Source organism: Mesorhizobium sp. M0761 (assembly GCF_040320205.1).
Classification (GTDB): domain Bacteria; phylum Pseudomonadota; class Alphaproteobacteria; order Rhizobiales; family Rhizobiaceae; genus Mesorhizobium.
Window position 1 is genome coordinate 179609 of the sequence record NZ_JAMYPF010000010.1, and the last position, 25616, is coordinate 205224.

23 protein-coding genes are annotated in these 25616 nt (G+C 63.8%); 9 read left to right on the forward strand and 14 right to left on the reverse strand.

All coding sequences use genetic code 11. The features are described 5' to 3' along the window. The first annotated feature begins 8 nt into the window (after window positions 1-8). The 7 genes from NKI32_RS18435 to NKI32_RS18465 all read left to right on the forward strand — a co-directional run bounded on the left by NKI32_RS18435 (window position 9) and on the right by NKI32_RS18465 (window position 6881). A complete protein-coding gene (locus NKI32_RS18435) occupies window positions 9-803 on the forward strand; it encodes an FAD binding domain-containing protein (protein WP_353003118.1) in 795 nt (264 codons plus the stop codon). A 62-nt stretch (window positions 804-865) separates the two neighbouring features. After that, on the forward strand, window positions 866-1348 hold the full coding sequence (locus tag NKI32_RS18440) for a (2Fe-2S)-binding protein (protein WP_353003119.1): 483 nt from the start codon (window positions 866-868) through the stop codon (window positions 1346-1348). 11 nt (window positions 1349-1359) lie between these two features. Then, on the forward strand, window positions 1360-2727 hold the full coding sequence (locus tag NKI32_RS18445) for a xanthine dehydrogenase family protein molybdopterin-binding subunit (protein ID WP_353003120.1): 1368 nt from the start codon (window positions 1360-1362) through the stop codon (window positions 2725-2727). Window position 2728: 1 nt separating this feature from the next. Next, the gene (locus NKI32_RS18450) at window positions 2729-3733 is read left to right on the forward strand and encodes a xanthine dehydrogenase family protein molybdopterin-binding subunit (protein ID WP_353003121.1); all 1005 of its coding nucleotides are present in this window, start codon (window positions 2729-2731) and stop codon (window positions 3731-3733) included. 7 nt (window positions 3734-3740) lie between these two features. Beyond that, a complete protein-coding gene (locus NKI32_RS18455) occupies window positions 3741-4622 on the forward strand; it encodes an AAA family ATPase (protein WP_353003122.1) in 882 nt (293 codons plus the stop codon). 235 nt (window positions 4623-4857) lie between these two features. Continuing rightward, complete coding sequence (locus NKI32_RS18460) at window positions 4858-5994, forward strand: vWA domain-containing protein (RefSeq protein ID WP_352512570.1); 1137 nt, start codon at window positions 4858-4860, stop codon at window positions 5992-5994. Continuing rightward, window positions 5994-6881, forward strand: coding sequence for an amidohydrolase family protein (locus NKI32_RS18465; RefSeq protein ID WP_352512572.1), 888 nt, complete (start codon window positions 5994-5996; stop codon window positions 6879-6881). The genes NKI32_RS18460 and NKI32_RS18465 overlap by 1 nt, the downstream gene beginning before the upstream one ends. 52 nt (window positions 6882-6933) lie before the next feature. On the opposite strand, the gene NKI32_RS18470 is transcribed toward NKI32_RS18465, so the two are convergent. The 7 genes from NKI32_RS18470 to NKI32_RS18500 form a co-directional block, all read right to left on the reverse strand. Next, a complete protein-coding gene (locus tag NKI32_RS18470; RefSeq protein ID WP_352497890.1) occupies window positions 6934-7341 on the reverse strand; it encodes a carboxymuconolactone decarboxylase family protein in 408 nt (135 codons plus the stop codon). A 246-nt stretch (window positions 7342-7587) separates the two neighbouring features. After that, window positions 7588-9084: a sugar ABC transporter ATP-binding protein gene (locus NKI32_RS18475; protein ID WP_353003123.1), complete on the reverse strand. Its 1497-nt coding sequence runs from the start codon at window positions 9082-9084 to the stop codon at window positions 7588-7590. Further along, window positions 9084-10133 carry an NHL repeat-containing protein gene (locus tag NKI32_RS18480; RefSeq protein ID WP_352512568.1) on the reverse strand — a complete coding sequence of 350 codons (1050 nt, stop codon included), beginning with the start codon at window positions 10131-10133 and terminating at the stop codon, window positions 9084-9086. Before NKI32_RS18480 ends, NKI32_RS18475 begins: the two co-directional genes overlap by 1 nt. After that, window positions 10130-12253 (reverse strand): ABC transporter permease, encoded by a 2124-nt coding sequence (locus NKI32_RS18485; protein WP_352512567.1) that lies wholly within the window; start codon window positions 12251-12253, stop codon window positions 10130-10132. Before NKI32_RS18485 ends, NKI32_RS18480 begins: the two co-directional genes overlap by 4 nt. Window positions 12254-12331: 78 nt before the next feature. Next, the gene (locus tag NKI32_RS18490; RefSeq protein WP_023668177.1) at window positions 12332-13357 is read right to left on the reverse strand and encodes a sugar ABC transporter substrate-binding protein; all 1026 of its coding nucleotides are present in this window, start codon (window positions 13355-13357) and stop codon (window positions 12332-12334) included. Between the two features lie 60 nt (window positions 13358-13417). Then, window positions 13418-14404: an ABC transporter permease gene (locus tag NKI32_RS18495; RefSeq protein WP_023668176.1), complete on the reverse strand. Its 987-nt coding sequence runs from the start codon at window positions 14402-14404 to the stop codon at window positions 13418-13420. 272 nt (window positions 14405-14676) lie between these two features. Then, window positions 14677-16110: a DHA2 family efflux MFS transporter permease subunit gene (locus NKI32_RS18500; RefSeq protein WP_353003124.1), complete on the reverse strand. Its 1434-nt coding sequence runs from the start codon at window positions 16108-16110 to the stop codon at window positions 14677-14679. 109 nt (window positions 16111-16219) lie between these two features. Here NKI32_RS18500 and NKI32_RS18505 point away from each other — a divergent pair, with 109 nt between their 5' ends. After that, window positions 16220-17221, forward strand: a complete 1002-nt coding sequence (locus NKI32_RS18505) for an ornithine cyclodeaminase family protein (protein ID WP_353003125.1) — start codon at window positions 16220-16222, stop codon at window positions 17219-17221. Next, window positions 17218-18726, forward strand: a complete 1509-nt coding sequence (locus NKI32_RS18510; protein ID WP_353003126.1) for an HAL/PAL/TAL family ammonia-lyase — start codon at window positions 17218-17220, stop codon at window positions 18724-18726. Before NKI32_RS18505 ends, NKI32_RS18510 begins: the two co-directional genes overlap by 4 nt. Here the strand turns inward: NKI32_RS18510 and NKI32_RS18515 are convergent, their stop codons facing one another. From NKI32_RS18515 to NKI32_RS18545, 7 genes are all read right to left on the reverse strand, one after another. Beyond that, window positions 18727-19530 (reverse strand): 3-methyl-2-oxobutanoate hydroxymethyltransferase, encoded by an 804-nt coding sequence (locus tag NKI32_RS18515; RefSeq protein WP_023725437.1) that lies wholly within the window; start codon window positions 19528-19530, stop codon window positions 18727-18729. An 85-nt stretch (window positions 19531-19615) separates the two neighbouring features. Beyond that, the gene (locus tag NKI32_RS18520) at window positions 19616-20710 is read right to left on the reverse strand and encodes a fatty acid desaturase family protein (RefSeq protein WP_353003127.1); all 1095 of its coding nucleotides are present in this window, start codon (window positions 20708-20710) and stop codon (window positions 19616-19618) included. 16 nt (window positions 20711-20726) lie between these two features. Continuing rightward, window positions 20727-21641: a sugar phosphate isomerase/epimerase family protein gene (locus tag NKI32_RS18525; RefSeq protein WP_353003128.1), complete on the reverse strand. Its 915-nt coding sequence runs from the start codon at window positions 21639-21641 to the stop codon at window positions 20727-20729. 54 nt (window positions 21642-21695) lie between these two features. Continuing rightward, window positions 21696-22784, reverse strand: a complete 1089-nt coding sequence (locus NKI32_RS18530; RefSeq protein ID WP_353003129.1) for a Gfo/Idh/MocA family protein — start codon at window positions 22782-22784, stop codon at window positions 21696-21698. Window positions 22785-22887: 103 nt separating this feature from the next. After that, window positions 22888-23952 (reverse strand): ABC transporter ATP-binding protein, encoded by a 1065-nt coding sequence (locus tag NKI32_RS18535; RefSeq protein WP_353003130.1) that lies wholly within the window; start codon window positions 23950-23952, stop codon window positions 22888-22890. After that, window positions 23952-24740 carry an ABC transporter permease gene (locus NKI32_RS18540; protein WP_353003136.1) on the reverse strand — a complete coding sequence of 263 codons (789 nt, stop codon included), beginning with the start codon at window positions 24738-24740 and terminating at the stop codon, window positions 23952-23954. The genes NKI32_RS18535 and NKI32_RS18540 overlap by 1 nt, the downstream gene beginning before the upstream one ends. Then, the gene (locus NKI32_RS18545; RefSeq protein ID WP_353003131.1) at window positions 24740-25609 is read right to left on the reverse strand and encodes an ABC transporter permease; all 870 of its coding nucleotides are present in this window, start codon (window positions 25607-25609) and stop codon (window positions 24740-24742) included. The genes NKI32_RS18540 and NKI32_RS18545 overlap by 1 nt, the downstream gene beginning before the upstream one ends. Window positions 25610-25616 lie beyond the last annotated feature (7 nt).

Below are 25616 nucleotides of genomic sequence, written 5' to 3' on the forward strand. Positions count from 1 at the left end.
AGACTGCCATGGCGCTTGCCCTCCAGACCTTTTCGGCCGTAAGGGATGCCAACGCGGCGCTGAAGGCGCCCGGCACCCGCTATCTTGGCGGCGGCACACTGGTCGTGCGCGCCGCCAATGAAGGCGATATCTCCGTCTCCGGCCTTGTCCGTTCGACCGATCCGACCCTTTCCGGGATCACCGTTGCCGGCGGCAAGGTCCGCATCGGCGCTTCGATGACGATGGCGGCTATCGCCCGCCATCCCGAGCTTGCGGCGCTGTCCAAGGCCGCGCGCGCCGTCGGCGGCCCGGCGATCCGCAACATGGCGACTGTCGGCGGCAATCTGTTCGCACCCGCGCCCTACGGTGATTTCGCTGTCGCCCTGCTGGCGTTGGATGCGACGGTCGGCACCGATGATGGGGAATTGCCTATCGAGGATTTCCTGGCCAAGCGGGACGGCAGCCGCGCCATCGTCACGTCAGTCGCCTTCGCGCTGCCGAAGGCCGAGAATTTCCGCTTCCTGAAAGTGTCGCGAGTCAAGCCGAAGGGCGTCTCGGTGCTCAGCATCGCCGCCGTTCTCGAACAGGCCGGCGACGGCACTGTCTCCTCGGCGCGGATCGCGCTCGGCTGCATGGCGGACCGCCCGATGCGCGCCAAAGCGGTGGAAGAGGCATTGATTGGCAAGCGGCTTGACCACGACGGTATCGCAGCGGCGCTCGCTGCGGCAGGTGAAGGCACCGCGCCGATCACCGACCCGATCGCCAGCGCCTGGTATCGCGCCGAAGTTTTGCCGGTCCATCTCGGCCGGCTGCTGCTGACCTGAAACACCCGGTTGGGGGGAGCGCGTCTGTCCGGCCCATCCGGGCAGGCGCGCATGGAGGAAGAATGGCGAAGGTCCCGATCCAGTTTACGCTTAACGGCTCCGAAAAGGCCGAATTCGTCGAGGGCGGCACGACGCTGCTGTATGCGCTGCGCGACAAGGTTGGCGACACTTCGCCAAAAGGCGGTTGCCACCAGGGCACCTGCGGCGCCTGCTCGGTGATCATCGACGGCGAATTGAGGCTCTCCTGTCTGACGCTGGCCGAGACCTGCAGCGGCGCCGACATCCGCACCACATCGGGCCTCGCCGAGGCCGGCATCCTGCATCCGCTGCAGCGTGCCTTCCTCGATGCCTTCGCCACGCAATGCGGCTTCTGCACGCCGGGCATGATCATGGCCGCCAAGGTGCTGCTTGACCACACGCCCAATCCGAGCCGCGAGGATGTGGTCGAGGCGCTGTCCGGCAATATCTGCCGCTGCACCGGCTACGAGCCGATCATCCAGGCGGTGCTGACCGCGGCCCGAGCCAATTCGCAGAACGCGGCCTAAGGACCAAAAGAATGGAACTGCGCAAAAACTATTTCGCCGATCAGCGCAAGGACGGCCTGCACGAGATCGGCCATGGGCGGCCTCGGCTGGATTCGCCAGGACATGTGACGGGCAAGACCGCCTATTTCGCCGACCGCAACTTCCCGAATATGCTTCACCTGAAAATGGTGCGCAGTCCGCACCACCATGCCCGCATCCGTTCGATCGACACTTCCGAAGCGGAGAAGCATACCGGCGTGGTGAAAATCCTCACCGCCAAGGATGTGCCGCACAATGTCTACACCATCCTGATCCTGATCCAGGTCGGACCGGAAGACGAAACGGTGCTGGCCGACGGGAAGGTGCGCTGGAAGGGCGAGGCCGTGGTGGCGGTGCTGGCCGAGACCGAGCGCGCGGCTCAGGAAGCGGCAGCCAAGGTCAAGGTCGATTATGAGGTGCTGCCGGCCGTCTTCGACATGGAAGAAGCGCTGAAGCCCGGCGCGCCTTTGGTCAACGAATATCACGGCCAGAATTATTACCTCTATGACAGCGGCGAATGCCGCAAGGTGCGCTTCGGCGATGCCGAGGCGGGCTTTGCCGGCGCCGACCACATCCTGGAACAGAGCTACCAGTCCTCGCCGATCGAGCATGCGCCGACCGAGACCACGGGCTGCGTCGTGGTGCCCGAAGGCAATGACCGCTTCACCTGCTACACCAACACCCAGGCGATGTTCTTCACCCTCGACAACGCCTCGATCATCCTGCAGATGCCCGGCTCAAAACTGCATTTCGTCGGCGGCACTGTCGGCGGCGGCTTTGGCGGCAAGGTCGACGTCATCGTCGAGCCGATCGCCGTTCTTGGCGCCAAGCTCACAGGACGTCCCGTCTCCTTCATCTACAGCCGCGAAGAGGAGATGCAGATCTCCTCGCCGCGCGCCGCCGAAAAGATAATCATCAAGGACGGCGTGATGAACAATGGCCGTATCGTTGCGCGCAAGGTGACCGGCTATACCGATGCCGGCGCCTATTCGCGCCATTCGCCTTATGGCGCGCAGAAGGGAGCGGCGCACTATCCCGGCCCCTACACCATTCCCAATGTCTGGATCGACACCTACTGCGTCTACACCAACCGCACACCCTCCTCCGCCATGCGCGGCTTCGGCGTCACCATCGGCGACTTCGCGCTTGAGGTGCAGATGGACAAGCTGGCGCGGCTGATCGGCATGGACCCGCTCGAATTCCGCTTCATCAACGCCTATCGCGATGGCGACATGAAGGCGCATCGCCAGCCGACCGAAGGAGCGGCGCTGATCGAGTGCATGCAGGAGGCGTCGCGCGCCGCCAACTGGCCGGTGGCGGAGAAGTATATGGCGATGTCCTCCTACACGAAGGGAGCTTGAGATGGCGATAAGGCGCGGACGCGGCGTCGCCGCGATCAACTACCCGACGGGCATGAACCTTGGCGGCGACCCGACGCAGGCGCTGGTGCATTCGACGCCGACCGGCAATTTCATGGTCACACTTTCGTCGGTCGATCTCGGCCAGGGCCTGAAGCAGATCATGGCGCAGATCTGCGCCGAGACCATCGGCGTGCCGACCGACCGGGTCACCATCGACACCGCCGACACCGACACCGGCCCGCACTGCATGGGTACCTTCGCCTCGCGCGGCACCCACCGCGCCGGCAATGCCGTCATCCAGGCGGCCAAGGAAGCGCGCCAGGTGATGTTGGAAGTGGCGGCGGAAGAGCTGGAGGTCAACGCTTCCGACCTTGAGACTGACGGCCAGGGCAATATTCTGGTCAAGGGCGCGCCGCAAAAGTCGATCTCGATCTTCGATGTCGCGCTGTCGGCTCATTTCAAGCGTGGCCGCTCGATCTCAGGCCGCGGCATGTTCCTGATCCCGCGCTCCTATCCGGAGAAAGAGACCGGCGCGATGAAGCCGTCGACCTGCTACGCCCATGCCTGCACGGTGGCCGAGGTCGAGGTCGATGACGAGACGGGCGAGGTTACGGTGCTGACCGTGAAGAACGTCTATGAGATCGGCCGCGCGCTGAACCCGAAAATGGTCGAGCAGCAACTGGTCGGCGGTTCCTGGATGGGCATCAGCCACGCGCTCTACGAAACGACCGAGCCCTATTATCCCAACCGCGACCATGGCGGCACCGACTTCAACCAGTATCTGATGCCGGGACCGGGCGATCTCGCCCAAACCGAGATCATCGTGCTGGAGCGGCCGTCGGCGGATGGTCCTTACGGTGCCAAAGGGCCAGGCGAAATGTGCGCGAACCCGCAGATCCCCGCGGTTGCCAATGCCGTCTTCGACGCCGTCGGCGTGCGCATCGACACGCTGCCGATCACACCGGAGCGCATATTGCGCGCGCTGAAGGCGCAAGCGGCGAACTGAGGACGACATGCAGGAGCCGAATGCCGTGACTGTCGCGACCTCGCCGGAGGCGGTGGCACAGCATCTCGCTGCTTCGCGCTACCTCGCCGACGACAGCCTGGCCACCGCCATCTTCCTGGCCATACGGCTCGGCAAGCCGCTGCTGCTGGAAGGCGCGCCCGGCGTCGGCAAGACCGAAGCTGCCAAGGCGGTCGCACAGCTCCTCGGCCGCGATCTGGTGCGGCTGCAATGCTATGAAGGCATCGACGCTGCGCACGCGCTCTACGAATGGAATTACCAGCGCCAGTTGCTCGCCATCCGCCATGCCGGCGAGCACGAGGTCGACATCTATGACGACCGCTTTCTGATCGCGCGGCCATTGCTGCAGGTGCTGCGGGCGCCGGAGCAGCGCGTGCTGCTGGTCGACGAGATCGACCGCTCCGACCACGAATTCGAAGCGCTGCTTCTCGAATTCCTTTCCGATTTCCAAATCAGCATCCCTGAGCGCGGCACGATCCGCGCCGAGGCGCAGCCGATCGTCATCCTGACCTCGAACCGCACCCGCGAACTCGCCGAAGCGCTCCGGCGCCGCTGCGTCTATCACTGGATCGGCTATCCCGACGCCGAGCGAGAAGCCGCCATCATCATGCTGCGCGCCGGCGATGTCGCCGAGACCACCGCCCGCGCCGTGGCGACCGCTGTGCAGGAGATCCGCGTCCGCCCGCTGGCCAAGCCGCCCGGCATCTCCGAGGCCGTCGAATGGGCCAACGCCGCCACCATACTGGAGAAAGGCGGCAGCCCATGGCCGCAAGCCTTCCGCCGAGCCATCGGTGTGCTTATCAAGGACGAGGAGGATTTGTCCGCGATCGCGCCGGAGCTTGGCCAGATTGTCGAGGAGGCGCTGGGGTGACGTGTGAGGTCAACAGCTCGTTCATAGCGAGGTGGCCTCACCTGGGCACTCTGCAACGCTGGCGGGACAGCGCCCCCCTCTGTCCTGCCGGACATCTCCCCCACAAGGGGGGAGATCAGCCGTCATCCTGGCTTTCGCCAATCTCCAGCGGCGCAGAAAGAACCGAAGCGCCAAAGCTGCTGATCTCCCCCCTTGTGGGGGAGATGTCCGGCAGGACAGAGGGGGGCGCGAAGGAATGATGCGTCAGGGAACCCTTCCTCTCGCCTCCGCGCCCTTCCTCCACTTCGCCCGGCTGCTGCGCCGCCACGCCTTTGCCGTCGCCCCCGAGCAGGTCTCCAGCTTCATGCAGGCGGTCACCCTGCTCGGCCCCCGCTCGATGGCCGACATCCGCGAGGCGGCGCTCGCAACGCTTGCCCCCCCGCCCGATCGCCGCGGCGAATTCGAGGCGCATTTTCGCAATCACTTCCATGGCGATGGCCAACCCTCCGTCGAAGGCGAAGACGACGAGGAAACCCGCATCAAGGACGATGGCGGCACGCGCCAGGAGGAGAAACAGACCACGCGCCAGGAGAAAGGCGGCGAGCTGTCGTCGGCAATCGAACAGCTCAGCAGCCGCGATTTCCTCCGCGACGACGATGGCCTTGGGCCCTTCCGCCGCAAGCTCGCTTCAGCCCTGCCCGCGCGCCGCTCCTTCCGCACCGTGCGCACCCATTCGCGCGGCAAGCTCGACCTGCGCCGCTCGCTCAGGGAAATCGTCAGCGCCGATGGCGATATCCCCTCGCCGCAGCTCCGCCGCCGCCAGACCGTTTCGCGCAAGCTGCTGATCCTGATCGATGTTTCCGGCTCGATGAAGCTGTACACGTCGGATTATCTCAAACTGGCGCACGCCGCCGTACAAGGTGCTGACCGTGCCGAAATCTTCACCTTCGGCACGCGGCTCACCCGCATCACGTCCGCACTGCGTATCCGCGATCGCGACCAGGCTCTCGCCCGAGCGGCGGCACTCGTAGACGACTGGGACGGCGGCACGCGCATGGGACCGACCCTGCTCGCCTTCCTCTCGGTGCCGCGCTTCTCAGCCTTCGCGCGCGGTGCCGCTGTGATCATCCTGTCGGACGCGCTGGAGCGCGGCGACCATGCCGATCTCGAAACGGCGATACGCCGACTGAGCGCGCGCGCCTTCCGGCTTTCGCTGGCGACACCTTTGGCCGGCGATCCGCGCTTCCAGCCGGCAACGGCGGCGTTGCGCGCCATCTTGCCCGATCTCGACGATCTCATCGACGGCTCGTCGCTCGGGAGTCTCACCGATTTCATCCTGTCGCTCGCCCGCCCTGCCCCGGCGGCGTCGGCAATCTGGAAAAGGGTATCGTGATGCAGAAAGCCATCGACGCGCATTTCCACATCTGGCGCCAGCAGGATCAGCCCTGGCTGGTCGGGCCGATGGTGCCGCGCATTTTCGGCCCCTACGAGCCGATCCGCCGCGACTATCCGATCGAGGAATTTCTCGCCGATCAGCAAGGCGCAGGTGTCGAGAAGGCCGTCTATGTCCAGACCAACTGGGCCAAGGAGGATTTCGAAAAAGAAGTCGCCTTACTGCAGAAGACTGCCGACGAGACCGGCTGGCCGCACGCTATCGTCGGCTATACCGATATGACTGTCGACGATGTCCGGCCCCAGATCGATCGATTGAAAAAGTACCCTCTGCTGCGCGGCGTGCGCATGCAGTTACACTGGCACGAGACGCCGGCCTTCCGCTTCGCTGCCTCGGCCGATCAGGTCATCGACCCCAAGGTGCGGGCCAATGTCGCGCGGCTTAAAGACTATGGCCTGTCCTTCGACCTGCAGCTTTTCCCCGCCCAGATGAAGGACGGGCTGACGCTGGTCGGCGAGAACCCGCAGACCAACTTCATCCTCACCCATGCCGGCATGCTGACCGGCATGGAGGCTGAGACGATCGAGGCCTGGAAAGCCGGCCTGCGTACTCTATCAACAGCGCCGAACTTCTACGCCAAGCTGTCGGGCCTCGGCACCTTCGTCCACCGCAACGATCCGGCGTTGATTGCCTACATCGTCGACAATGCAATGGACATTCTGGGCGCTGACCACCTGATGTTCGGCTCCAACTTCCCGATCGAAAAACTCTGGACCAGCCACGCCGAACTGATCAAGGCGCACCGCGCCGCGGTGGGCAAGCATGGCGCGGCCGCCGAGGCGGACATCTTCTGGAACACGGCGGAGAAAGTGTACCGACCGGTGTAGAGCGGGCGCCGTCACTTCCCCCGCAGGGGGAGGAGGCAAGGCGCGCGACTGCCTACTTTAAGTCGAACTGCGGATCGACCGGAATCTGCATCGCAGTCACCAGATGGTTGGTCTGCCCGGCCAGCCCGATGATCGACACCAGCTCGCCATGCTGCGCATCGGTCATGCCTTTGGCGCGGGCAGCTGCCGTATGCGAGTGGACGCAGTAGGAGCAGCCATTGGCGGTGGAGACAGCAATGTAGATCATCTCCTTGGTCAGCGGGTCGATCGCGCTCTCCGTGGCCATCACCACCTTCACCTGTTCCCATGTCCGTTTCAGCAAGGCCGGATCGTTGGCGAGCCCACGCCAGAAATTATTGACGAAGTCCGATTTGCGCGTCGCGCGGATGTCGTCGAACACAGCCTTCGCTACCGGGATTTTTTCGACCTCGGCATCGCTGAGGAGTTTTGTGGCGGCCATGGCATTTCCTTTCGTTGAATCGGTGGATCAGGTAGTTGAATCAGGTTTCGAGCAAGGGCGGCTAACCGGCTATTCCGATTCAGTTTTTGATGCTGACAGAACCATGGCGATTGGCCGAAGCATCTCAGCTTCGTCATTCACGGGCGAAGCAGGCGCGAAGCGCCGTCGCGGAGACCCAAGGATGACGAAGCTGAGATGCTTCGCCAATTGGTGACCTATGCGCACCGTCAAACACCGACCGGCAACCTAATGAACTGCCGCATACATGATCTTCTCCTCCGTCGCCTCCGCCGGCGAGAACTCCTCGACGATGCGCCCCTGTCGGCACACCAGAATCCGATCCGACAGGTTCATGATTTCCGGCAGGTAGGACGAGATCACCACCACGGCCAGCCCCTCATCGGCCAGCCGGTTGATGATCTGGTGGATCTCGGCGATGGCGCCGACATCGACGCCGCGCGTCGGCTCGTCGAAGATCACGATACGCGGCTGCTGCACCAGCCCCTTGCCGATCACCACCTTTTGCTGGTTGCCGCCGGAAAGCTCGACCACGCGGGCATTGTCGTTGATCGCCTTGATGTTCAGCGTCTTCGTCCATTCAGCGGAAAGCGTGCGCATCTCCTGCTGGTTGATCACCCAGGCCTTTTCGCGGCCCGCTGCCAGCAGCCCGCCGAACAGGTTCTCGGCGATGCCCATCGTCTCGAAAATGCCCTCGCTCTTGCGGTCCTCGGTAACATAGACGATGCCGTCGGCGACCGCCTCACTGGGCACGAGATAGCGCACCGGCCTGTCGTTGAGTTCAATCGCGCCACCGCGCAAAAAATCGCGCTTGTAGATGCCGGAGACGATCTTGAAGGTCTCGGTGCGGCCGGAGCCGATCAGCCCGAACACGCCGGTGATCTGTCCCTCGAAGATCGAGAAGGAGGTGTTGCGCACGACATTGCTCATCGAAATGTCCTGCACCGACAGCACCTTCTTGCCGGCCTTGCGCAGCCTGGCCTCGTCGCGCTGGCGGTAGATCTGTCCCGACAACGTACGCCCGACCATGGCGGCGACGATCTTGTCGCGGTCGAAGGCCGATGTGTCGTCGGTGATCACCAGTTCGCCATCGCGCAGGATTGTGATGCGGTCGGCGATCATCAGCGCCTCTTCCAATGCATGGCTGATGAAGACGATCGAGACGGCGTTCGCCTTCAGCCGCCGGATCAGCGCGAAGAAGTGGCGCTTCTCCTCCGGTGTCAGCGTCGCTGTCGGCTCGTCGAAGATGATGATCTCGGCATTGTGGTGAACGGCGCGCGCGATTTCGACCATCTGACGCTTGGCCGCGCCCAGCGTCGCCACCATGGCGTTCGGATCGACGGGAAAATTCAGCGATTGCAGGAATTGCTGCGCCGAAATGTAGGTGCCGCGCAGCCGGTTGAGAAACTTTTCGGTGCCGAGATAGAGGTTCTGCGCCACCGTCATCGACGGCACAAGGCTGGTCTCCTGGAACACCATGGCGATGCCCGCCTCAAGCGCCGCATGCGGCGAGGCATAGGCGATCTCGACGCCCTTGTGGAACATCTTGCCGGAAGTGGCGTCGACGACGCCGGCAATGATCTTGGTCAGCGTCGATTTTCCGGCGCCATTCTCGCCGAGCAGCGCGTGGATTTCGCCCTTGCGCAGTTCGAAGCTGACTTGTCTGACCGCGGGCACGCCGCGATAGTTTTTGGTGACGTTTTCCAGGCGCACGATCGGTTCCATCAGAGACCTCCTGCGTCGATGGCCAGCACGCAATCGCCGCCCCTGGAGGCGATGAACAGGCGGCCGTCCGTTTCCGCCACGCTGCAGATGCCATGGCGCGTGCCGTCGGCGCGGCTGTGCAGGCTGAATTGCGGCTGCATGTTTTGATCGAGCCTGACCACCAGCCCATAGGAGCGGCTCGGCGACCAGGGCTTGTGGATGCCCATGGTGCGGATGCCGCCGCATTGCAGCGGTTCGAGGAAGCTGCGATTGGAGGCCAAAGCCGGCGCGATCCAGTAGGCCGGCGCCACCTGGTCTAGCATATCGCGCCGATAGTGGGTTTCCTGGAGAACGAATTCGATCAGCCGGTTGCGTGGCGCGAACAGAGCCAGCCACGCGCCGCCATCGCCGGCCGGCGCGAGGCGCGCGGGATAGCCGGGCAGATGCGTCAGCACGGTCGAGCGGCGACCGGTCGCACCATCGAAGCGAACGAGCTGATGGCGCCAGCTTTCGCTGACCAGCACATCCCGCCCAATGGGATGCAGCCCATAGGGAAAGGCGATATCGCCGGCCACTTTGCGGAACTCGGCGGCGGCCGCGTCCCGCCTCCAAAGCGAACCGGACGCGCCCTTCTTCATCAGGTCGGCGGCCCATTGCGACGGCGTGTGCTCAGCCGAGCCATTGGCCAGCCACAACGTGCCGTCGTCTGCATAGGCAAGCGCGGTGATGCAGCTGACGCCGGCCGGCAGCGAAACCTCCTTGCCGGCAACCAGCAGCTTGCCGCTTTCCAACCCCACCGTCAGTTCGCCCGACAGTGATAGAGCCAGCGCCGTGATGGGGGAAAGAAAGGTCCCGACAACCTTCGGCTCCACCCCTGCGGCAAGCGAATATACCGCATTGCCGCTGGAAACGAGCAGCCGGCCATCGGCAACCAGAAGATTGTCGGGCTCCGTCAAATCGGCGAACACTGGCGCCTCGTCCAGCCGCGTGTTGGGCCGGAAGGCACCGTCGAGCGGTGGGATGGTCACCGCCTTGCCACGAAACAGGTCGAGCACAGGATCGAGGATCATGGCTTCGCTCCCCAATAAGAAGCGGAACTGGTCCAGTTCGGGTCGGCGCCCGCAATCTTGTAGCGGCCGATGCGGTTGTTAAGGATGCCGCCGACGAACAGGAAACCCTTGTGCTCGCGCATCGAGGTGACCATCGGATGCGCGCCGCCGGTGAGGTCGCCCATCGCCTCGATAATGCCGCCCTTGTCGTTGAATTTCACCACGCCGCCGGTGTTGATGTTGGGGAACAGCCACTCGTCCTGCGGCAGCCGGCGCGTCATGCGCTTGCGCATATCGGGATGGCGCAGCGACAGGTCGAAGCTCGGCGTGCGCATGCCGAGCCATGCCATCCAGTAATTGCCGTCGGAGGCGCGGTTGATGTTGTCGGGATAGCCCGGCATGTCGCGGATGACGCATTCGGCGGCGCCCGCCTTCGGCCCTTCCAGCCAGTAGCGATGCACGCGGCAGGCCCAGCTCTCAGCGAAGAACAGCGACTTGCCGTCGTGCGCCATGCACACACCGTTGGTGTAGCGGTAGCCGTCGAGCAGTGTCTTCGTCGAACCGTCCTTCGGGTCATAGACCAGCAGCCGGCCGGTGGCGCGGTTCTCGATCGAGTCTAGCGCCCAATCGTGGGCGTCATAGCGCTTGGTGGAGTCGGTAAAATAGATCCGACCGTCCGGCGCGATGTCGCAGTCGTTCGGGTCGCGCAGCCGCGCATCGTCGACGATCGATGTCCAGGAGCGCGATGTCTCCGCCGACAGGCGCTTCACTTCCCGATCCGGCGAGACGGAATAGAGCCCCATGGCGCCGACGCAGCTGATCAGATTGCCCGATTTGTCGAAGGTCAGGCCCAGCGGAAAGCCGCCGATATGGGCAAACACCTCCGATTTGATATAGTCCGGCGCGAAGAAGCGGACGATCTCGCCATGGCGCGTGCCGCAATAGAGGTGATCGTCGCGGTCAAGGATGACGTCTTCCGGCCCCTCCAACTCGCCCAGCCCGATATGGTCCGCGGCCGACAGACGGTTGTCGAGCGCGTAGGGCGTACCTGATCCCGGCACGGCAGACTGTGTCTCGCCCATCTTGAGATAGACCGGCGCGACATAGACCTCGTTGAGCACCTTGTGGCGGTTCTTCAGCCAACGGATGTCGATGGTAACCGCCACCGCCAGCATGATGCCCAGCACCATCTGGTTGGTGCCGGTGCCATAGCCCAGCCGGATCAGCCCGTTGGTCATGGTCAGCACGATGATGGCGCCCATCAGCCCCTTGATGACCGAGCCGCGGCCACCACCCAGGCTGACGCCGCCGACCACCGCCGCCGTCAGAGCCATGATCTCCAGGTTGAGGCCGGTGCCCGGCCCTGCCCCACTCAGGCGGCAAGCGATCAGGAAGCCGCCGATCGAGGCGCAGAAGCCGGAAAAGACATAGGTCATGAACACGGTGCGGCGCACGCGAATGCCGGCATTGTGCGCCGAGCGCCTGGAGCCGCCGACCGCCAGCACATGCCAGCCCGGCCGTGAGCGCGTCAGCGCGATATGGGTGACGATGGCAAGAATGATCGCCAGCCACACCGAGACCGAAAGCCCCCAGAAGGTGCTGTCGCCGATGAAGTCGAGCACATCCGATGTCGCCTGGGAAAGCTGCACGTCGGCGGCATAGGTGGTGACGAGAATATCGAACAGCGCCCGGCCGAAGATGAACGTCACCAGGGTGGTGAGGAAGGCGCGCAGCCTGAGGTAGCCGACGAGGTAGCCGTTGACGGCGCCGAAGATCAGGCCGGTGGCGAGCGATGCCGCCAGCGCCAGCCAGATAGACTGTTCGAGAATGAAGAAGACATAGACGGCGGAGAAACAGGACAGCGCGAAGATCGAGCCGACGGACAGGTCGATGCCGCCGCCCAGCATCACCACCGTCATGCCGGTGACCACCATCGAGAACTCGCCGAGCTGGCGGGTCGATTCCTGCAGCGAAGTCAGCTTGAAGAAGCCGGGAATGATCGAGCCGAACACGCTGAGCGTCGCCACCAGCGCCAGGAACGGAATGGCGTTGTCGGTCCAGCGTTTTGTCAGGATCTCGCCGACCAGATGGTCGGGCACGAGATTGTAGCGCCAGGACTGGAGGCGTTCGCGAAAGGACATCGGCGGCTGCTATTCCATGAGGGAACGAGGTGACCGGATTGTCCAGTCACCTCGTTTATTTCAGTCGAAAAGCGCGGCTTACTTCGCCGCCGCTTCGGCCTGCAGCGCCTTCAGGTCCCAGCAGCTGTCGGGCTTGAGGTCGGCTTTGGTCGTAGCCTTCTCCAGCGTGTAGATGTAGGTGTGCGACGTGCCGGCCGGCTGGCCGCTCTGCAGCAGGAACTTGATGATAGCGTTCATGTCGCCGGACTGGCGGGCAAGGTCTGTCATGACAACGGCGCCATAGGTGCCGTCCTGCAGCTTGTCGCAATCGGCCGCCTTTTCGCCGCCGCCGGTGGTGACCAAAAACACCTTGCCGTCGAGCTTGGCGTCGCGGATGGCGGCGGATGCGCCGGTGGCGTCGCCATCCCAGAAGTCGATGATAGAGCAGATGTCCGGGTTCTGCTGCAGCATTGTCGTCGTCACGTTGCGCGACGTCGTCGGATCCCAGTTGGAGTCGGGCTTGGCCACGACTTTGAAGTCGGGGTGCTTCTCCAGCACCTTCATGATGCCGGCATACTGGTAGAGACTGGACGAGTTGGCCTGATCACCCTGCACAAGGCCGATCTTCTTCGACGAATTCTCGCCGCAGCCCTTGATCGCCGCTTCGGCCTCGAGTTGGCCGAGCCGGTCCCAGTCACTGCCGACAAAGGCGTCGGCCGGGAAGTTGGCGGGATTGTCGACCAGTATGACGTAGGTGCCGGCGGCCTGCGCCTTCTTCATCAGCTTGGAATAGGAGTTGAGGTCCGGCGCATGGATGATCAACACGTCCGGCCTTGTGTCGGACGAGATCGCGTCGGTGATCGCCTGTGCACCGGCATCGACGACCCAGTTCGGATCGCGTGTTTCGAAGGTGCCGCCCCAGGCTTCGACTTCCGTCTTCAGATAGTGCGACCAGCCCTGCGCAAGGTCGAAGCCCATCGCCAGCGGCACCAGCATGACGCGCTTGCCCTTGAGCGCCTGCGCGTATGCGGCCGGGCCCGGATCGTCGGCGGCGAAGGTCGGCGCGACGAAGGCGGTAGCGGCCAGCGCCGTGGCGGCGGCCATCAGTGTTCTGATCAGTTTCATGTCACATCCTCTGTTTTTCACTTATTGCCGGCCGGTCGGCATGACCCGGTCGGGTACCCCTTAGATGTCGCCCTGCTGCGCGGTCTGTTCGTCACGCGGATTGATGATGCCGTCGACGATGATGGCTCCGAGCAGGATCGCCGCCTTGATCAGGTTTTGATAGAGCAGCGGAATGTCGATGATGGTCATCGCGTTCGACAGGATGCCGATAAGTGCAGCGCCCACCAGCACATTGCGCACCCCGCCCCGCCCGCCGGAAAGGCCGATGCCGCCGATCACCGCCACCAGCACGATGTCATAGAGCAGCGTCGAGTTGACGACGCGGGTGTTGATCGAGTGCAGGCTCGACGCCGTCAGCAGGCCGGCGATCAGCGCGACGAAGGCCGAAACCACATAACGCAGCACCAGCATTGGCCGCACCGGAATGCCGATGTTGCGCGCGGCGACCGGATTGTCGCCGGCGAAATAGATGTAGCGGCCCCATTTGGTGTAGCGCAGGAACAGGAAGAACAGGAAGGCGAGCCCGGCGAAGACGAACACTTCGATCGGAATGTCGAGGAAACGCAGGCCGCCGAGCAACTCCACCCAATGGCCCTGAGGCACCGGCACCGCATCCTGTGTGATCAGTTGCGAGCGGACATAGCCGAAGACGAAGGAGCCGGTCGCCAGCGTCACGAAGATCGCCGGCACGTCGGCATAGGCGACGAGAAAACCGTTGAGCAGGCCGATGGCGAGCACGCCTGCCAGCACATAGGCGAAGGCGAGCCCATCAGGCGTTCCGGCGTTGAGCAATTGCAGATACCAGGCGACCGACATCGCCATGATCGCCACCGCCGACAGGTCGATGCCCCTGCCGATTATGACGACCGCCATGCCGAGCGCCAAAATGCCTAGCACCGACACCGAGCGGACGATGGCAACGAGATTGTTGGCAGCGATGAAACCAGGCAGCCCAATGGCAGCGGCGACGAACAGCACCACGGCGATGGCAAAGACAATGCCTTCCTGATTCAGGCTCCTGACATTTGGCCAGCCAATCGTGTTCATGTCTGCATTCGCCCCGATGGCAGCTCTGCCACCCCTTCCGAAGAAAGCTAATCGGCTCGGCGCCGCTTCGTCAAATGAATCCGCGCTCGGAACACCCGTTGGCAGTGATAATCTTCCAGTGGACGCACCGATTGCTAGAACTGGCGCAATGCTAGGAAAAGGCTGCGCTTTTGGCATTTGGTTGCGCCATTGCGCGTATGCGCGAAGGTGCCGTTCTGAGGCGAAAGCACAAGGCGGAATTAATTGCCGCCTGAGCGGCGAAAATCGCGAATTCAGGTCCTGGACGTGTGGCCTGAAACTTCGGCGCCTGCACCGGGCGGCAGCACGAGGAACCGCAACGCCGCCACCAGCCCGATGGCGCCGATGATCAGGAAGGCGATGCGAAAATCGACGAGGTCGAGCGCCGGCCGGTCCCTGACGATCTGCGACAGGTTGAGAATGGCAGCCGCCACCGCCACGCCGAACAGCATCGATATCTGCTGCAGCATGGACGACAAAGTCGCCGCCGAGCTGCGCTGCGCGGCATCGATGTCGGCGAAGGCCAGAGTATTCAGCGCCGTGAACTGCATCGAGCGCGTCAGGCCGGCGATCAGCATCAGCATCACTACCAGCGCCTGCGGCGTTTCGGGCGAGATCGCCGCGCAGGCCATGATCGAGGCCGAGGCGATCAGGCCGTTGACGACCATGACCGTGCGAAAACCAAAGCGCCGCAGCGTCGGCGTCGTCACCGTCTTCATGCCGAGATTGCCGAGGAAATAGGCCAGGATCATCAAGCCGGCATCGACCGGCGAAAGGCCAAAGCCGACCTGAAACAGCAGCGGCAAAAGGAACGGCGTGGCGTTGATCGCCACGCGAAAAATGGTGCCGGCGGCAAGCGTCGAGATGGCGAAGGTCTGCACCCTGAACGCGCTGAGATCGAGCAGCGGATGCGGCGCGCGCCGGAGATGCCGCACCGCCAGCCAGCCGATGACGATGCCGGCGGCAATCAGCAGCACGGCGGGCAAAGCGCCGTCTTCCGGATGTGCGATGCGCTCAAGGCCGTAGAGCAGCAGCGCGAGCCCCAGCGACGTGAGGAAAAGCCCCGGCCAATCCAGCGGCTTGGGATCGGCCGCGCGGTCGCCCGGAATGAAGCGCGCGACCAGCGCCAGCCCGACCAGCCCAAGCGGGATGTTGATGAAGAAATTCCAGTGCCAGGAGAGATAGGTTGTGATGAAGCCGCCAAGCACCGGCCCGACCACGGGCGCAAACAACGCCGGCCAGGTGATCAGCGCCGTGGCGTTGAGCAGCTCCGACTTCGACGCATTGCGCAGCACCAGAATTCGCCCGACCGGCGTCATTAGCGCGCTGCCAAGGCCTTGCACGACACGGGCGGCGACAAACTGGGTCAGATTTTGCGAGAAGCCGCAAGCGAGCGAGGCCAGCGTGAACAGCACAATCGCCAGCAGGAAGATGTTGCGCGCGCCGAAGCGGTCGGCAAGCCAGCCCGACAGCGGCACGAACACCGCCATGGTCAGCATGTAGGCGGTGATGCCGATGCTCATCGCCACCGCCGTCACGCCGAAGGATTGTCCCATCTGCGGCAGCGAGGTCGAGATGATCGTCGAATCCAGCAGCTGCATGAAAAAGGCGATGGCAACGATCAACGCCACGCGCCGCGCATTGCTGGCGGTTGCGGCGGAGGCCTCGGTGTCGGGAACGGCAGTCATGGCGAACCGCGTTGAACAGCATATGGCTGGCCCCGTCCAGAGCTTATCCAACAAACTTCCGTGTCGGCTCGCAGCCTGTTATGGATGGGCGGGCGGCCAAGGACATTGCATGAAGCCTATCTATATCGACTACCTCAATGGCCTCGATATTGAAGCCCTGGAGATGACCGACGGCGAAATCATTGCCGCTGTCGAAGCCGGGCTTATCGCGCAAGGCAATGGCCAGACGGTGATCGAGCCGCGCGTCCATCTTGAACCCGACCCTTCCTTCCATGGCCATTTCAACGTTCTGCGCGGCTACGTTGCGCCGCTCGATACGGCGGGCGTGAAAATCGTCGGCGACTATGTCGACAATTATCTGCACGGGCTCCCTTCAGAATTTGGCATTCTAAACCTGTTCGATCCGCGCACCGGCACGCCGCGCGCCATTCTCGATGCCACCGTCATCACCGACATGCGCACCGGCGCTGTCACCGCGATTGGCGCCAAGCATCTGGCGCGCAAGAATTCCAAGGTGCTGGCCCATATCGGCGCGCGCGGCACCGCCTACTGGAACGTGCGCCTGCTCGACCATCTCTTCGACTTCGACGAGATCCGCGTTCATTCGCGCCGCCCGAAAAGCCGCGACGGCTTCGCCGCCAAACTCTCCGCCGATCTCGGCAAGACCGTCACGGCGGTCGCCGACTGGGAGAGCTGCGTCAAGGGCGCCGACATCGTCGTCGAGGCCTCGCGGCTGCCGGAGCCGCAGCCGCTGCTCAAGACCGAATGGATCAAGCCCGGTGCGCTGGTCGTGCCCTATGGTATGATGAGCGCGGTGGAGCTGTCATTGACCGACATCATGCAGAAAATGGTCGTCGACGACTGGGGCCAATGCAAAGGCGGCAAGTTCGGCTCGCTGCGCGCCCATGTCGAGACCGGGCGGCTGAGCGAAGCGACGCTGCACGCCGAGCTCGGCCAGATCGCTGCCGGTCTCAAGCCGGGACGCCAGAGCGACGACGAGACGATCCTGTTCTGGCATCGCGGCCTGTCGCTGTCCGACATTGCGCTGGGCAAGGCGATGCTGGCCAAGGCTGCTGATAAAGGCATCGGCCAGAGGCTGCGCTTCGCATGAGCGCGCTCGTCCTCACCGGCGCCGGCGTCAGCGTCGAGGATGTCGCGGCGGTCGCCCGCGCCGGCCGCAAGGTGGAGGTTGAGCCTGCTGTCATCGAGAGGCTCGACAAAGCGCGAAAAGTGCTCGACCAGGTCGCCGCGTCCGGCCAGCAGATTTACGGCCTCAACACCGGGCTGGGCGCCAATCTCGGCACGTCGGTCGAGGGCGATGCCAGCGCCTTCCAGCGCCAGTTGCTGGAAGGGCGAAGCGGCGCTGTCGGCGAGCCGCTGCCGCAAGAAGCGGTGCGGGCGACCATGTTTGCCCGTGCCGCGATGTTCTCTGTTGGCGGTTCCGGCATTTCGCCGGCGGCTTTCACCGCCCTTGTCGATGCGCTCAATGCCGGCGTGCATCCGGTAGTGCCGCAGCTGGGCTCGATCGGCGCCGGCGATCTCGTGCTGATGACGGCGCTCGCCCGTCTGCTAACCGGCGACGGCGAAGCTGACTATCAGGGTCGGCGCATGCCGGCGGCCAAGGCGTTGATGATGGCGCGGTTGGCTCCGATCAGCCTGGCGCCGAAAGACGGCCTGTCGCTGATCAACGCCTCGGCGGTTTCAACCGGCAGCGGTGCGCTGGCGCTGGCCGACGCGCTGGCTGCCTTTGTGCAACAGCAGCAGGCGGGAGCGCTGACCATGGAAGGGTTTGGCGCCAACCGCACCATCCTCGATCCGCGCCTGCATCTGGCGCGGCCGGCAGCCTGCCAGCAGCTGGCGGCCAGGGGCCTGCGCGACCTGCTTGCCCGCGACGAAGAGCCGGCGCCGACCACCTTGCAGGACCCGTTGTCGATCCGCTGCATGCCGTCGATCCATGGCGCGCTGATCCAGGCGATCGACCAGGCGCGGCTGGCGCTGGAGATCGAACTCAATGCCGCCGCCGACAATCCGCTGGTGGTGGGCGATGACGGGCTGGTTCTGTCGACCGGCAATTTCCACACCGCATCGCTGGCACTTGCCTTCGAGACGCTCGGCCTGGGGATCGCGCAATGTGCCGCGGCAAGCGTTGCCCGCTTGATCCAGCTCGCCGGCTCCGGCCGCAACGGCCTGCCGAAATATTTGTCGCCGGTCGGCGGCGCCTCGGCCGGTTTCGTGCCGCTGCAAAAGACGGCAACGGCAATCCTGGCCGGCATCCGCCACAAGGCCAATCCGGTGATGCTGGATTTCCTTCCCGTGTCCGAAGGCGTCGAGGACCATGCGACGCAGACCCCTCTGGCAGTGTCGAAATGCGCCGAAATGATCGCGCTATGGCGCCGGCTGATCGCCTTCGAACTGATGGCCGCCGCGCAAGCCGTCGATCTGCGCGATAGCCTCAAGCTGGCGCCCGGCACCGCAGCGATCCATGCTGCGGTGCGCGCGCATGTGGCGATGCTGAGGGAGGACCGGCCGCTGGGAACGGATGCCGAGGTACTCCATGCCATGCTCGCCGACGGAACATGGCAAGGTGCAGCGATGATCGGCAAGGAGGCCGAGTAGTCAGCCCTTTGCGTCCACCCGTTTCATGAACAGGCTGAGCTCGGCCGGATCCATGCGCACGACATGCCTGTCTTCCGGATAGGCGCCGCTATCGACGTCGGCAACGTACTCGGAAAACGCCGCGACGCGTTCGGCCTGCAGGCGATCGTACTCGGCGGCGAAGTTGCGGTAGACCTTGGAATGGCGCGGCATGTGGCCCCGGTTCTGGCCAAGAATATCGTCGGCGAACAGATACTGCGCGTCGCAGCCGGTGCCGGCACCCATCGACAGCATGATCAGCGAGGTCCGTTCTGAGATCGCCTTCGCCACCTCGACCGGCACCACTTCGATCTCGGCGCCAAGCGCTCCAACGGCCTCATACTGCTTGACCGCCTCAAAAATCTGCATGGCGGTGTCGGCGGTCTTGCCGACGGCCTTGAAGCCGCCGGTCCAGGTGGCGCGGGACGGAATGAGGCCGACATGGCCGATCACGGGGATCGCGTCGTCGGCGAGCCGCTTCACGGTGGCGAAACCGGCGCTGCAATAAACGGCGTCGGCTCCGGCCTTGTAGAGCCGGAACGCCCAGCGCAGGAAATCGTCCGCCGTGCCTATTTCATAGAAGTTCTCGCCCGGCATGGTGAACAGGCTAGGCGCCGCATCGCGATACTCAGGGTTGAGCACCAGCTCGGGCGGCACCGAGACGATATCGACCCCTGCCCGCTCGGCAGCCTCGGCCTCGTCCATGGTCAGAACGCGCAGCATGGTCAGCTGGCGCTTGCCCTTCATGGCGCGCAGATCGGCGACGGTCGGTCTCTTTCGGCTCATCGGGATGTCCCTGTTGGCTGGTTGCTTTTCCCGGTCACCTTACCGGCCCCGTAACAGGCCGGATAGAAGGCGGGTGGTTTATTCGCTACTCGGCCGCCGCCGACATATCGAGCTCGTGAAATTCACCGCGATAGGGCCGCGCCGTCGGCGGCAATTCGCGCTTGAGGAAATAATCCTCGTACCGCAGCTGCTTCAGCAGCACCGGCCAGACCTCGCGATAGGCATGCCACATGGACGGGTTCGCCGCCGGCAGGTCGTGCTTGATCAGCTCGTGCAGCCTCGGCAGCGCATGGTAGGGCACCATCGGAAACATGTGATGCTCGACGTGGTAATTCATGTTCCAGTAGATGAAGCGGCTGACCGGGTTCATGTAGACGGTGCGCGTGTTCAGCCGGTGGTCGACGACATTGTCGGCCAACCCGATATGCTGGAGCAGGCCGGTCAGAACCATGTGCCAGCTGCCATAAAGACGCGGCAGGCCGATCAGCACCAGCGGCAGCCATGAACCCAGCGCGATCGCGAGGGCGATCGTCGCAACGTACACGGCGACATGCCAGCGCGCCGCCGTGATGGCCTTGCCCTGTTCGGTCTCAGGAATGTAGCTCTTTTCGTCGTCCGACAGCTTGCCCAACGCCTGGCGCGCCAGGATCGGCAGCGAATAACGGAAATCGAGAATGCCGGTGAAGGCAAGCGCCGCCTTGACCAGATTTGGCGGCCGCATTACCGCGATCTCGGCGTCACGGCCGACGATGATCGTGTCGGTGTGATGCCGCGCATGGCTCCAGCGCCATTGCACCGGATTGCGCACCACCATGAAGCTGGCGATTTCGTAGATCGCATCGTTCATCCAGCGTGTGCGGAAAGCGGTGCCATGGCCGCATTCGTGCCAGCGCGAGTCGCTCGACGATCCATACAGCACGCCATAGACGAGCAGGAACGGCACCACCCACCACGTGCCCCAGAACCAGATGATGCCGGCGGCCGAGCCCAGGATGGCTGCGATCCAGATGATGGTATCGCGGATCGCCGGCCCGTCGGAGCGCTGCATCAGTTCCTTCATTGCCTTGCGCGGCACGTCGGTGTGATACCACTCGGCCGAGGCCAGCCCGGTCTCGATCGCCCGGCGGGTGCTTTCGCCGACCAGGCCGTAATCGCGCTTTGTCTTGGCCGACGTCGCCATCACCGTCTCGCCTACCTCAAAGCCCGTTGGCGCGGAACTTCCCGTCGAGAAATGTTTTCGCCCGCGGCACGTCGTCCTCGGTCAGATGCTCGATGATGACGGGGATGTTCGGGTGCTTCTCACTGAGCCGCTGCAGATAGAGATCGTAATTCAGCGATCCCAGCCCGGGCGCCGGCAGCTCGATCTCACCGACGCCGCGGAAGGTCAGCCCCTCATGCGCGTCCGCGTCGCCGATATCGGCATGCTTCTCGGTCTTGTCGCTGCCTGAGCGCTTGACGTCCTTGGCGTGCGCGATGCGGATCTTGTCGGCAAGCGTGTCGAACACCTGGTTCAGGATCTGGTCCATCCTGTCGATGTTGTGGGTTTCGAAATAGTTGGTCGGATCCATCAGCAGGCCGAGGCCTGGATGGTCGACCTGCGCGAACATTTTGACCGTCTCCTCGACCGAGCCGACGACATTGTTGACATAGGTTTCGAGCAGGAACACCGCGCCGTGGTCGTAAGCCGTCTGGGCAAGGTCCGAGATCACCTTGCGGCATTCCTCGAAGCCTTCCTCGGTCTTGTTTTTGGGATGATGCACCCAGTCGGATTCGGTGTTGTAGGTGCCGGTCTCCGAGATCACGTAGGGCGAGCCGAAGTCGCGCGCATTGCGGATGATCTCCTTGAGATAACCGACGCGCTTGTTGCGCTCGACTTTATCGGGGTGGATAATGTTGGTGTAGCCGGAGATGCAGCACACCGGCAGATTGTGGTCGCGAAACGTGTCGCGCACTGTCCTCGCCTTGTCCCCGGTGATCTGCCCGGCTGTGAGATCGACATCCCTGAAATGCATGTCGAGCTGCACTGTGTTGAAGCCGAGTGCGCGGATGCGGCGGGCGGCCTCCGCGAGCTCGCAGGGGAAATAGCCGGTGAATATACCTGCCTGCATCATGATGTGACTCCTCCCGGTAAGCGATTCAGCCGCCACACTATTCGGCGGGCATGTTCAGTCGATCGATATCTCGGACAGTTTGACGGTGCGGCCTTGCGCCATCGAGCGATAGCCGGCCTCGACCAGCGCCATCGTCTTGACGTTGTCGGCCACCGATAATGCCGGCGGCGTGCCGGTCTTCAAGGCGTGCTGCAGTTGCTCCATGACGCCGATGAAGGCATGCGGGAACCACATCGTGTCCCAGCTCGGGCTGACCCATTCGCCGCCGGTCGTCTCGGTCGAGGCATAGGTCAGCGTCGAGGCCACGCCTTTCGGCCAGCCGATCGTTCCCTTGGCGACACCCTTGGTGCCGTCGACGCGCCAGTTGATGTGCTGGTCGTCCTCATAGCCCTCCTGGCGCGGTCCGGACCAGACATCCTCCAGCGACACGGCGAGCACGCCGGAGGGAAAGCGCAGCGTCGAGACGGTGATGCCGTCGCTATGCTCGAATGTCGTGCGCGGGTCCTTGCGTGTCAGCGTGGTGATTTCCGAGGGATCGCCGAACAGGAAGCGCAGCACGTCCAGATGATGCACGCTCATATTGGCCAGCGTCAGCCGGTCGTAGTCCTGAAGGAAGGTCTGCCAGTGCGGGATCGCATGCATGTCGATCTGCGCAAAGACGATGTCGCCCAGCGCGCCGCTGTCGATGATCTGCTTCAGGACGCGCATCGACTGGTCGTAGCGCATGTTCTGGTTGACCGAGAGGATCTTGCCGGACTTTGCGGCTTCGTCGCGCAGTTTCACGGCTTCATCGACCGACAGCGCCAGTGGCTTCTGCGCCAGGATCGCCTTGATGTGAGGCTGCTTCAGCGCATGGCGGATCAGCGCCGGCTGCTGGTCGGGCGGGAAGGCAAGGTCGACGATCTCAATCTCGGGATTCTCGATCAGTTGTTCCGGCGTGTCGTGGACGGTCGGAATGCTCCAGCGTGCAGCTACCTTCTCGGCGCTGGCCTTGGTGCGCGAAGCGATGGCGACGACTGGGAAACCGGCCTGCGCATAGGCGGCAAGATGGCATTCGGCCATGATCATGCCGGCGCCGATGCAACCGATCCGGTATTCGCTGGTGCGAACCCTCACATCCGGCTCGAAACCCTGGCCTGCCATCCATTCCTCCCTTGGACGACAGGATATAACGCCATGGCCGGCCCATCAGCCAAGGTCCGCTCCATCAATTCCCATCAGAACCATGCCGGGGTGACGGTGCGAACTAGTTTGCGGGAATCAGCACGGTGCTTTCCGGCGACCAGCTGAGCATTACATTCTGGCCCTCGGCCAGCCGGTCACTGCCGGTATTCTGGACGATGACTTTCAACGTCTGGCCGGCGCGCTCGACGAAATAGGTGCTGTTGTTGCCGGCGAAGATGCGCTTGGAGACTTGCCCCTTCAGCGTGTTGGCATTGCCGCTCGATGCCTCGGCATCGGTGGCGATGCGAATGCGTTCGGGGCGCACGGCGCAGCTGGCCTTTGTGCCGGCGGCAAGCCTGTCGCCTACGCCGGCAACGATCGCCGTGCCGTCAAGCAGGCGGATGCCGTCGCCGGTCGCATCGCCACGAAAAATGTTTGCGTCGCCAAGGAAGGTGGCAGCAAACTCGCTCTTTGGGCGGTCGTAGATCTCCTCCGGCGGCCCCTCCTGCACGAGCCTGCCGTCGCGCAGGATGCCGATGCGGTCGCTCATCGTCAGCGCCTCTTCCTGGTCGTGGGTGACGAAGATGGTGGTGATGCCGGTCTCGCGCTGGATGCGCTTCAGCTCGATCTGCATGTCGACGCGCAGCGCCTTGTCGAGCGCGCCGAGCGGCTCGTCGAGCAGCAGCACGCGCGGCTTGGTGACGATGGCGCGCGCCAGCGCCACACGCTGGCGTTGACCGCCGGAGAGCTGGTGCGGCCGGCGCTCGCCGAGCTTCCCGAGTTGGACGAGATCGAGCGCGCGCTGCACTTCGGTGGCGATCGTCGCTTTCGTTTCGCCGCGCACCGACAGGCCGAAGGCGACATTGTCGGCAACGCTCATATTGGGAAACAGCGCATAGTTCTGGAACACCATGCCGATGCGCCGCTTTTCGACCGGCACGCGTTCCACACTCTCGCCGCCAATGGCAATGCGGCCAGTATCGGGAAAGTCGAAGCCGGCGATCTGGCGAAGCAGCGTGGTCTTGCCGCTGCCCGATGGGCCGAGCAACGCATAAAAGCCGCCATCGGCAAAATCGATGGAGACGTCGTCCAGCGCCTTGTGCGCGCCAAAACTGCGCGAGACGTTCGATACCTGCACGCCGGCCATTATTTCTCTCCGCCGAATTTGAAGAAGCGCGCCGTGAGCAGCATCAGCGCCATCGACACGACGATGATGATGGTCGAGACCGCGTTGATCTCGGGCGTGAACCCCTTGCGGATCGCGGCGTAGATTTCCACCGGCAGCGTCGTCTGCCCCGGCGTCGCCAGGAAGTAGGAGACGACAAACTGGTCGAACGACACGGCAAATGCGAACAAGCCGCCGGCAATGACGCCGGGCATGATCCACGGCAGCGTCACACGCCTCGTCACTTGCCACTGGTTGGCGCCGAGCGAGCGCGCCGCCTCTTCCAGCTCCGGCGCAAAGGTTTGCAGCCGGGCCGAGACGACGACGATGACATAGGGCAGCGCCAGCGCGACATGGCCGAGCAGGATGGCGGACAGGCCGCGGCCGATGCCGACGCCGAAGAAGAAGATCAGCATCGCCGTGCCGGTGATCAGCCATGGTATGGCGATTGGCGGGAACAGCAACGCCTGCAGCACTTTCTTGCCGCGGAAGTCGTAGCGGAAGAGCGCCAGCGAAGCGGCCGAGCCAAGCACCACTGAGATGAGCGTGGTGATGACCGCGATCTCGAGGCTGTTCCAGGTGGCCGCGATCAGCTGGTCGTTCTGCCAGAGCGAGGCATACCATTCCGTCGTCCATTCGAACGGCAATTGGTAGAAGGGCGAGACGTTGAACGACATCAGCGCCATGATGATGATCGGCAGATAGAGGAAGGCGAGCAGCAGGAAGATGTAAAACCGGCCCAGCCCTTGGAGGATGCGGGTGGTCTTCATCACGCGGCCCTCTTCAGCACCGGCGAGGCAACTGCGAGGATGACCAGCACGACGGCGAGCATGATGAACGACAATGCCGCACCAAGCGGCCAGTTGAACACGGCGACGAACTGGTCTTCGATCACCGTGCCGTAGAAGGTGCCGGTGCGACCGCCGAGAATGCGCGGCTCCATGAACGAGCCGACGACCGGCACGAAGATCAGTGCCGCACCTGCCACCAGGCCGGGCATAGACAGCGGGATGATCACCCGCTTCAGCACCTGCAGCCGCGAGGCGCCGAGCGAGCGCCCGGCCTCGATCAGCGAGTCGTCGATTGCCTGCAGCGTGAGATAGCAGGTCAGCACCATATAGGGCACGTAGGAGTGCACCAGGCCGATGATGATTGCGGGATAGGAATACATCAGGTCGATGTTGATCTTGAACGGCAGCACGGCGTTGAGCGCCGTGTCGAGGATGCCGCCCTCGCGCAGCACCATCGCCCAGGAGAAGATGCGCACCAGCCCGTTCGACCAGAACGGCAGGATGACCAGCAGGAAGATCGCCTCGCGGCTGCGCCCCTTCAGCACCTTGGCCAGCACATAGGCGGCGGGGTAGCCGATGACGACGCACCACAAAGTCACTTCGAGGCCGAGCCGCAGCGAAGCGAGCAGCAGCGTCAGGTACAGGCTCTGCGAGAAGAAGGCGGCGTAATTGCCAAGGGTGAACGCCCACGGCTTTCCCGACAGCGGCAGGTCGGTCATGAAGGAGAAGAATACCATGGCCGAGAGCGGCAGGAAGATCGCCACCGTCAGCCAGAGATAGGCCGGCGCCAGCAGCGGCAGGGCCGATCTCAGCCCGCTGCGCGACGCGACCGCACCCTGTACTGCCATGATACCC

What these genes read in the sequence shown, in the direction of transcription:
- NKI32_RS18435 (WP_353003118.1), top strand. Translation starts at nt 9, where the DNA reads ATGGCGCTTGCCCTCCAGACCTTTTCGGCCGTAAGGGATGCCAACGCG.
- NKI32_RS18440 (WP_353003119.1), top strand. Translation starts at nt 866, where the DNA reads ATGGCGAAGGTCCCGATCCAGTTTACGCTTAACGGCTCCGAAAAGGCC.
- NKI32_RS18445 (WP_353003120.1), top strand. Translation starts at nt 1,360, where the DNA reads ATGGAACTGCGCAAAAACTATTTCGCCGATCAGCGCAAGGACGGCCTG.
- NKI32_RS18450 (WP_353003121.1), top strand. Translation starts at nt 2,729, where the DNA reads ATGGCGATAAGGCGCGGACGCGGCGTCGCCGCGATCAACTACCCGACG.
- NKI32_RS18455 (WP_353003122.1), top strand. Translation starts at nt 3,741, where the DNA reads ATGCAGGAGCCGAATGCCGTGACTGTCGCGACCTCGCCGGAGGCGGTG.
- NKI32_RS18460 (WP_352512570.1), top strand. Translation starts at nt 4,858, where the DNA reads ATGATGCGTCAGGGAACCCTTCCTCTCGCCTCCGCGCCCTTCCTCCAC.
- NKI32_RS18465 (WP_352512572.1), top strand. Translation starts at nt 5,994, where the DNA reads ATGCAGAAAGCCATCGACGCGCATTTCCACATCTGGCGCCAGCAGGAT.
- NKI32_RS18470 (WP_352497890.1), bottom strand. Translation starts at nt 7,341, where the DNA reads ATGGCCGCCACAAAACTCCTCAGCGATGCCGAGGTCGAAAAAATCCCG.
- NKI32_RS18475 (WP_353003123.1), bottom strand. Translation starts at nt 9,084, where the DNA reads ATGGAACCGATCGTGCGCCTGGAAAACGTCACCAAAAACTATCGCGGC.
- NKI32_RS18480 (WP_352512568.1), bottom strand. Translation starts at nt 10,133, where the DNA reads ATGATCCTCGATCCTGTGCTCGACCTGTTTCGTGGCAAGGCGGTGACC.
- NKI32_RS18485 (WP_352512567.1), bottom strand. Translation starts at nt 12,253, where the DNA reads ATGTCCTTTCGCGAACGCCTCCAGTCCTGGCGCTACAATCTCGTGCCC.
- NKI32_RS18490 (WP_023668177.1), bottom strand. Translation starts at nt 13,357, where the DNA reads ATGAAACTGATCAGAACACTGATGGCCGCCGCCACGGCGCTGGCCGCT.
- NKI32_RS18495 (WP_023668176.1), bottom strand. Translation starts at nt 14,404, where the DNA reads ATGAACACGATTGGCTGGCCAAATGTCAGGAGCCTGAATCAGGAAGGC.
- NKI32_RS18500 (WP_353003124.1), bottom strand. Translation starts at nt 16,110, where the DNA reads ATGACTGCCGTTCCCGACACCGAGGCCTCCGCCGCAACCGCCAGCAAT.
- NKI32_RS18505 (WP_353003125.1), top strand. Translation starts at nt 16,220, where the DNA reads ATGAAGCCTATCTATATCGACTACCTCAATGGCCTCGATATTGAAGCC.
- NKI32_RS18510 (WP_353003126.1), top strand. Translation starts at nt 17,218, where the DNA reads ATGAGCGCGCTCGTCCTCACCGGCGCCGGCGTCAGCGTCGAGGATGTC.
- NKI32_RS18515 (WP_023725437.1), bottom strand. Translation starts at nt 19,530, where the DNA reads ATGAGCCGAAAGAGACCGACCGTCGCCGATCTGCGCGCCATGAAGGGC.
- NKI32_RS18520 (WP_353003127.1), bottom strand. Translation starts at nt 20,710, where the DNA reads ATGGCGACGTCGGCCAAGACAAAGCGCGATTACGGCCTGGTCGGCGAA.
- NKI32_RS18525 (WP_353003128.1), bottom strand. Translation starts at nt 21,641, where the DNA reads ATGATGCAGGCAGGTATATTCACCGGCTATTTCCCCTGCGAGCTCGCG.
- NKI32_RS18530 (WP_353003129.1), bottom strand. Translation starts at nt 22,784, where the DNA reads ATGGCAGGCCAGGGTTTCGAGCCGGATGTGAGGGTTCGCACCAGCGAA.
- NKI32_RS18535 (WP_353003130.1), bottom strand. Translation starts at nt 23,952, where the DNA reads ATGGCCGGCGTGCAGGTATCGAACGTCTCGCGCAGTTTTGGCGCGCAC.
- NKI32_RS18540 (WP_353003136.1), bottom strand. Translation starts at nt 24,740, where the DNA reads ATGAAGACCACCCGCATCCTCCAAGGGCTGGGCCGGTTTTACATCTTC.
- NKI32_RS18545 (WP_353003131.1), bottom strand. Translation starts at nt 25,609, where the DNA reads ATGGCAGTACAGGGTGCGGTCGCGTCGCGCAGCGGGCTGAGATCGGCC.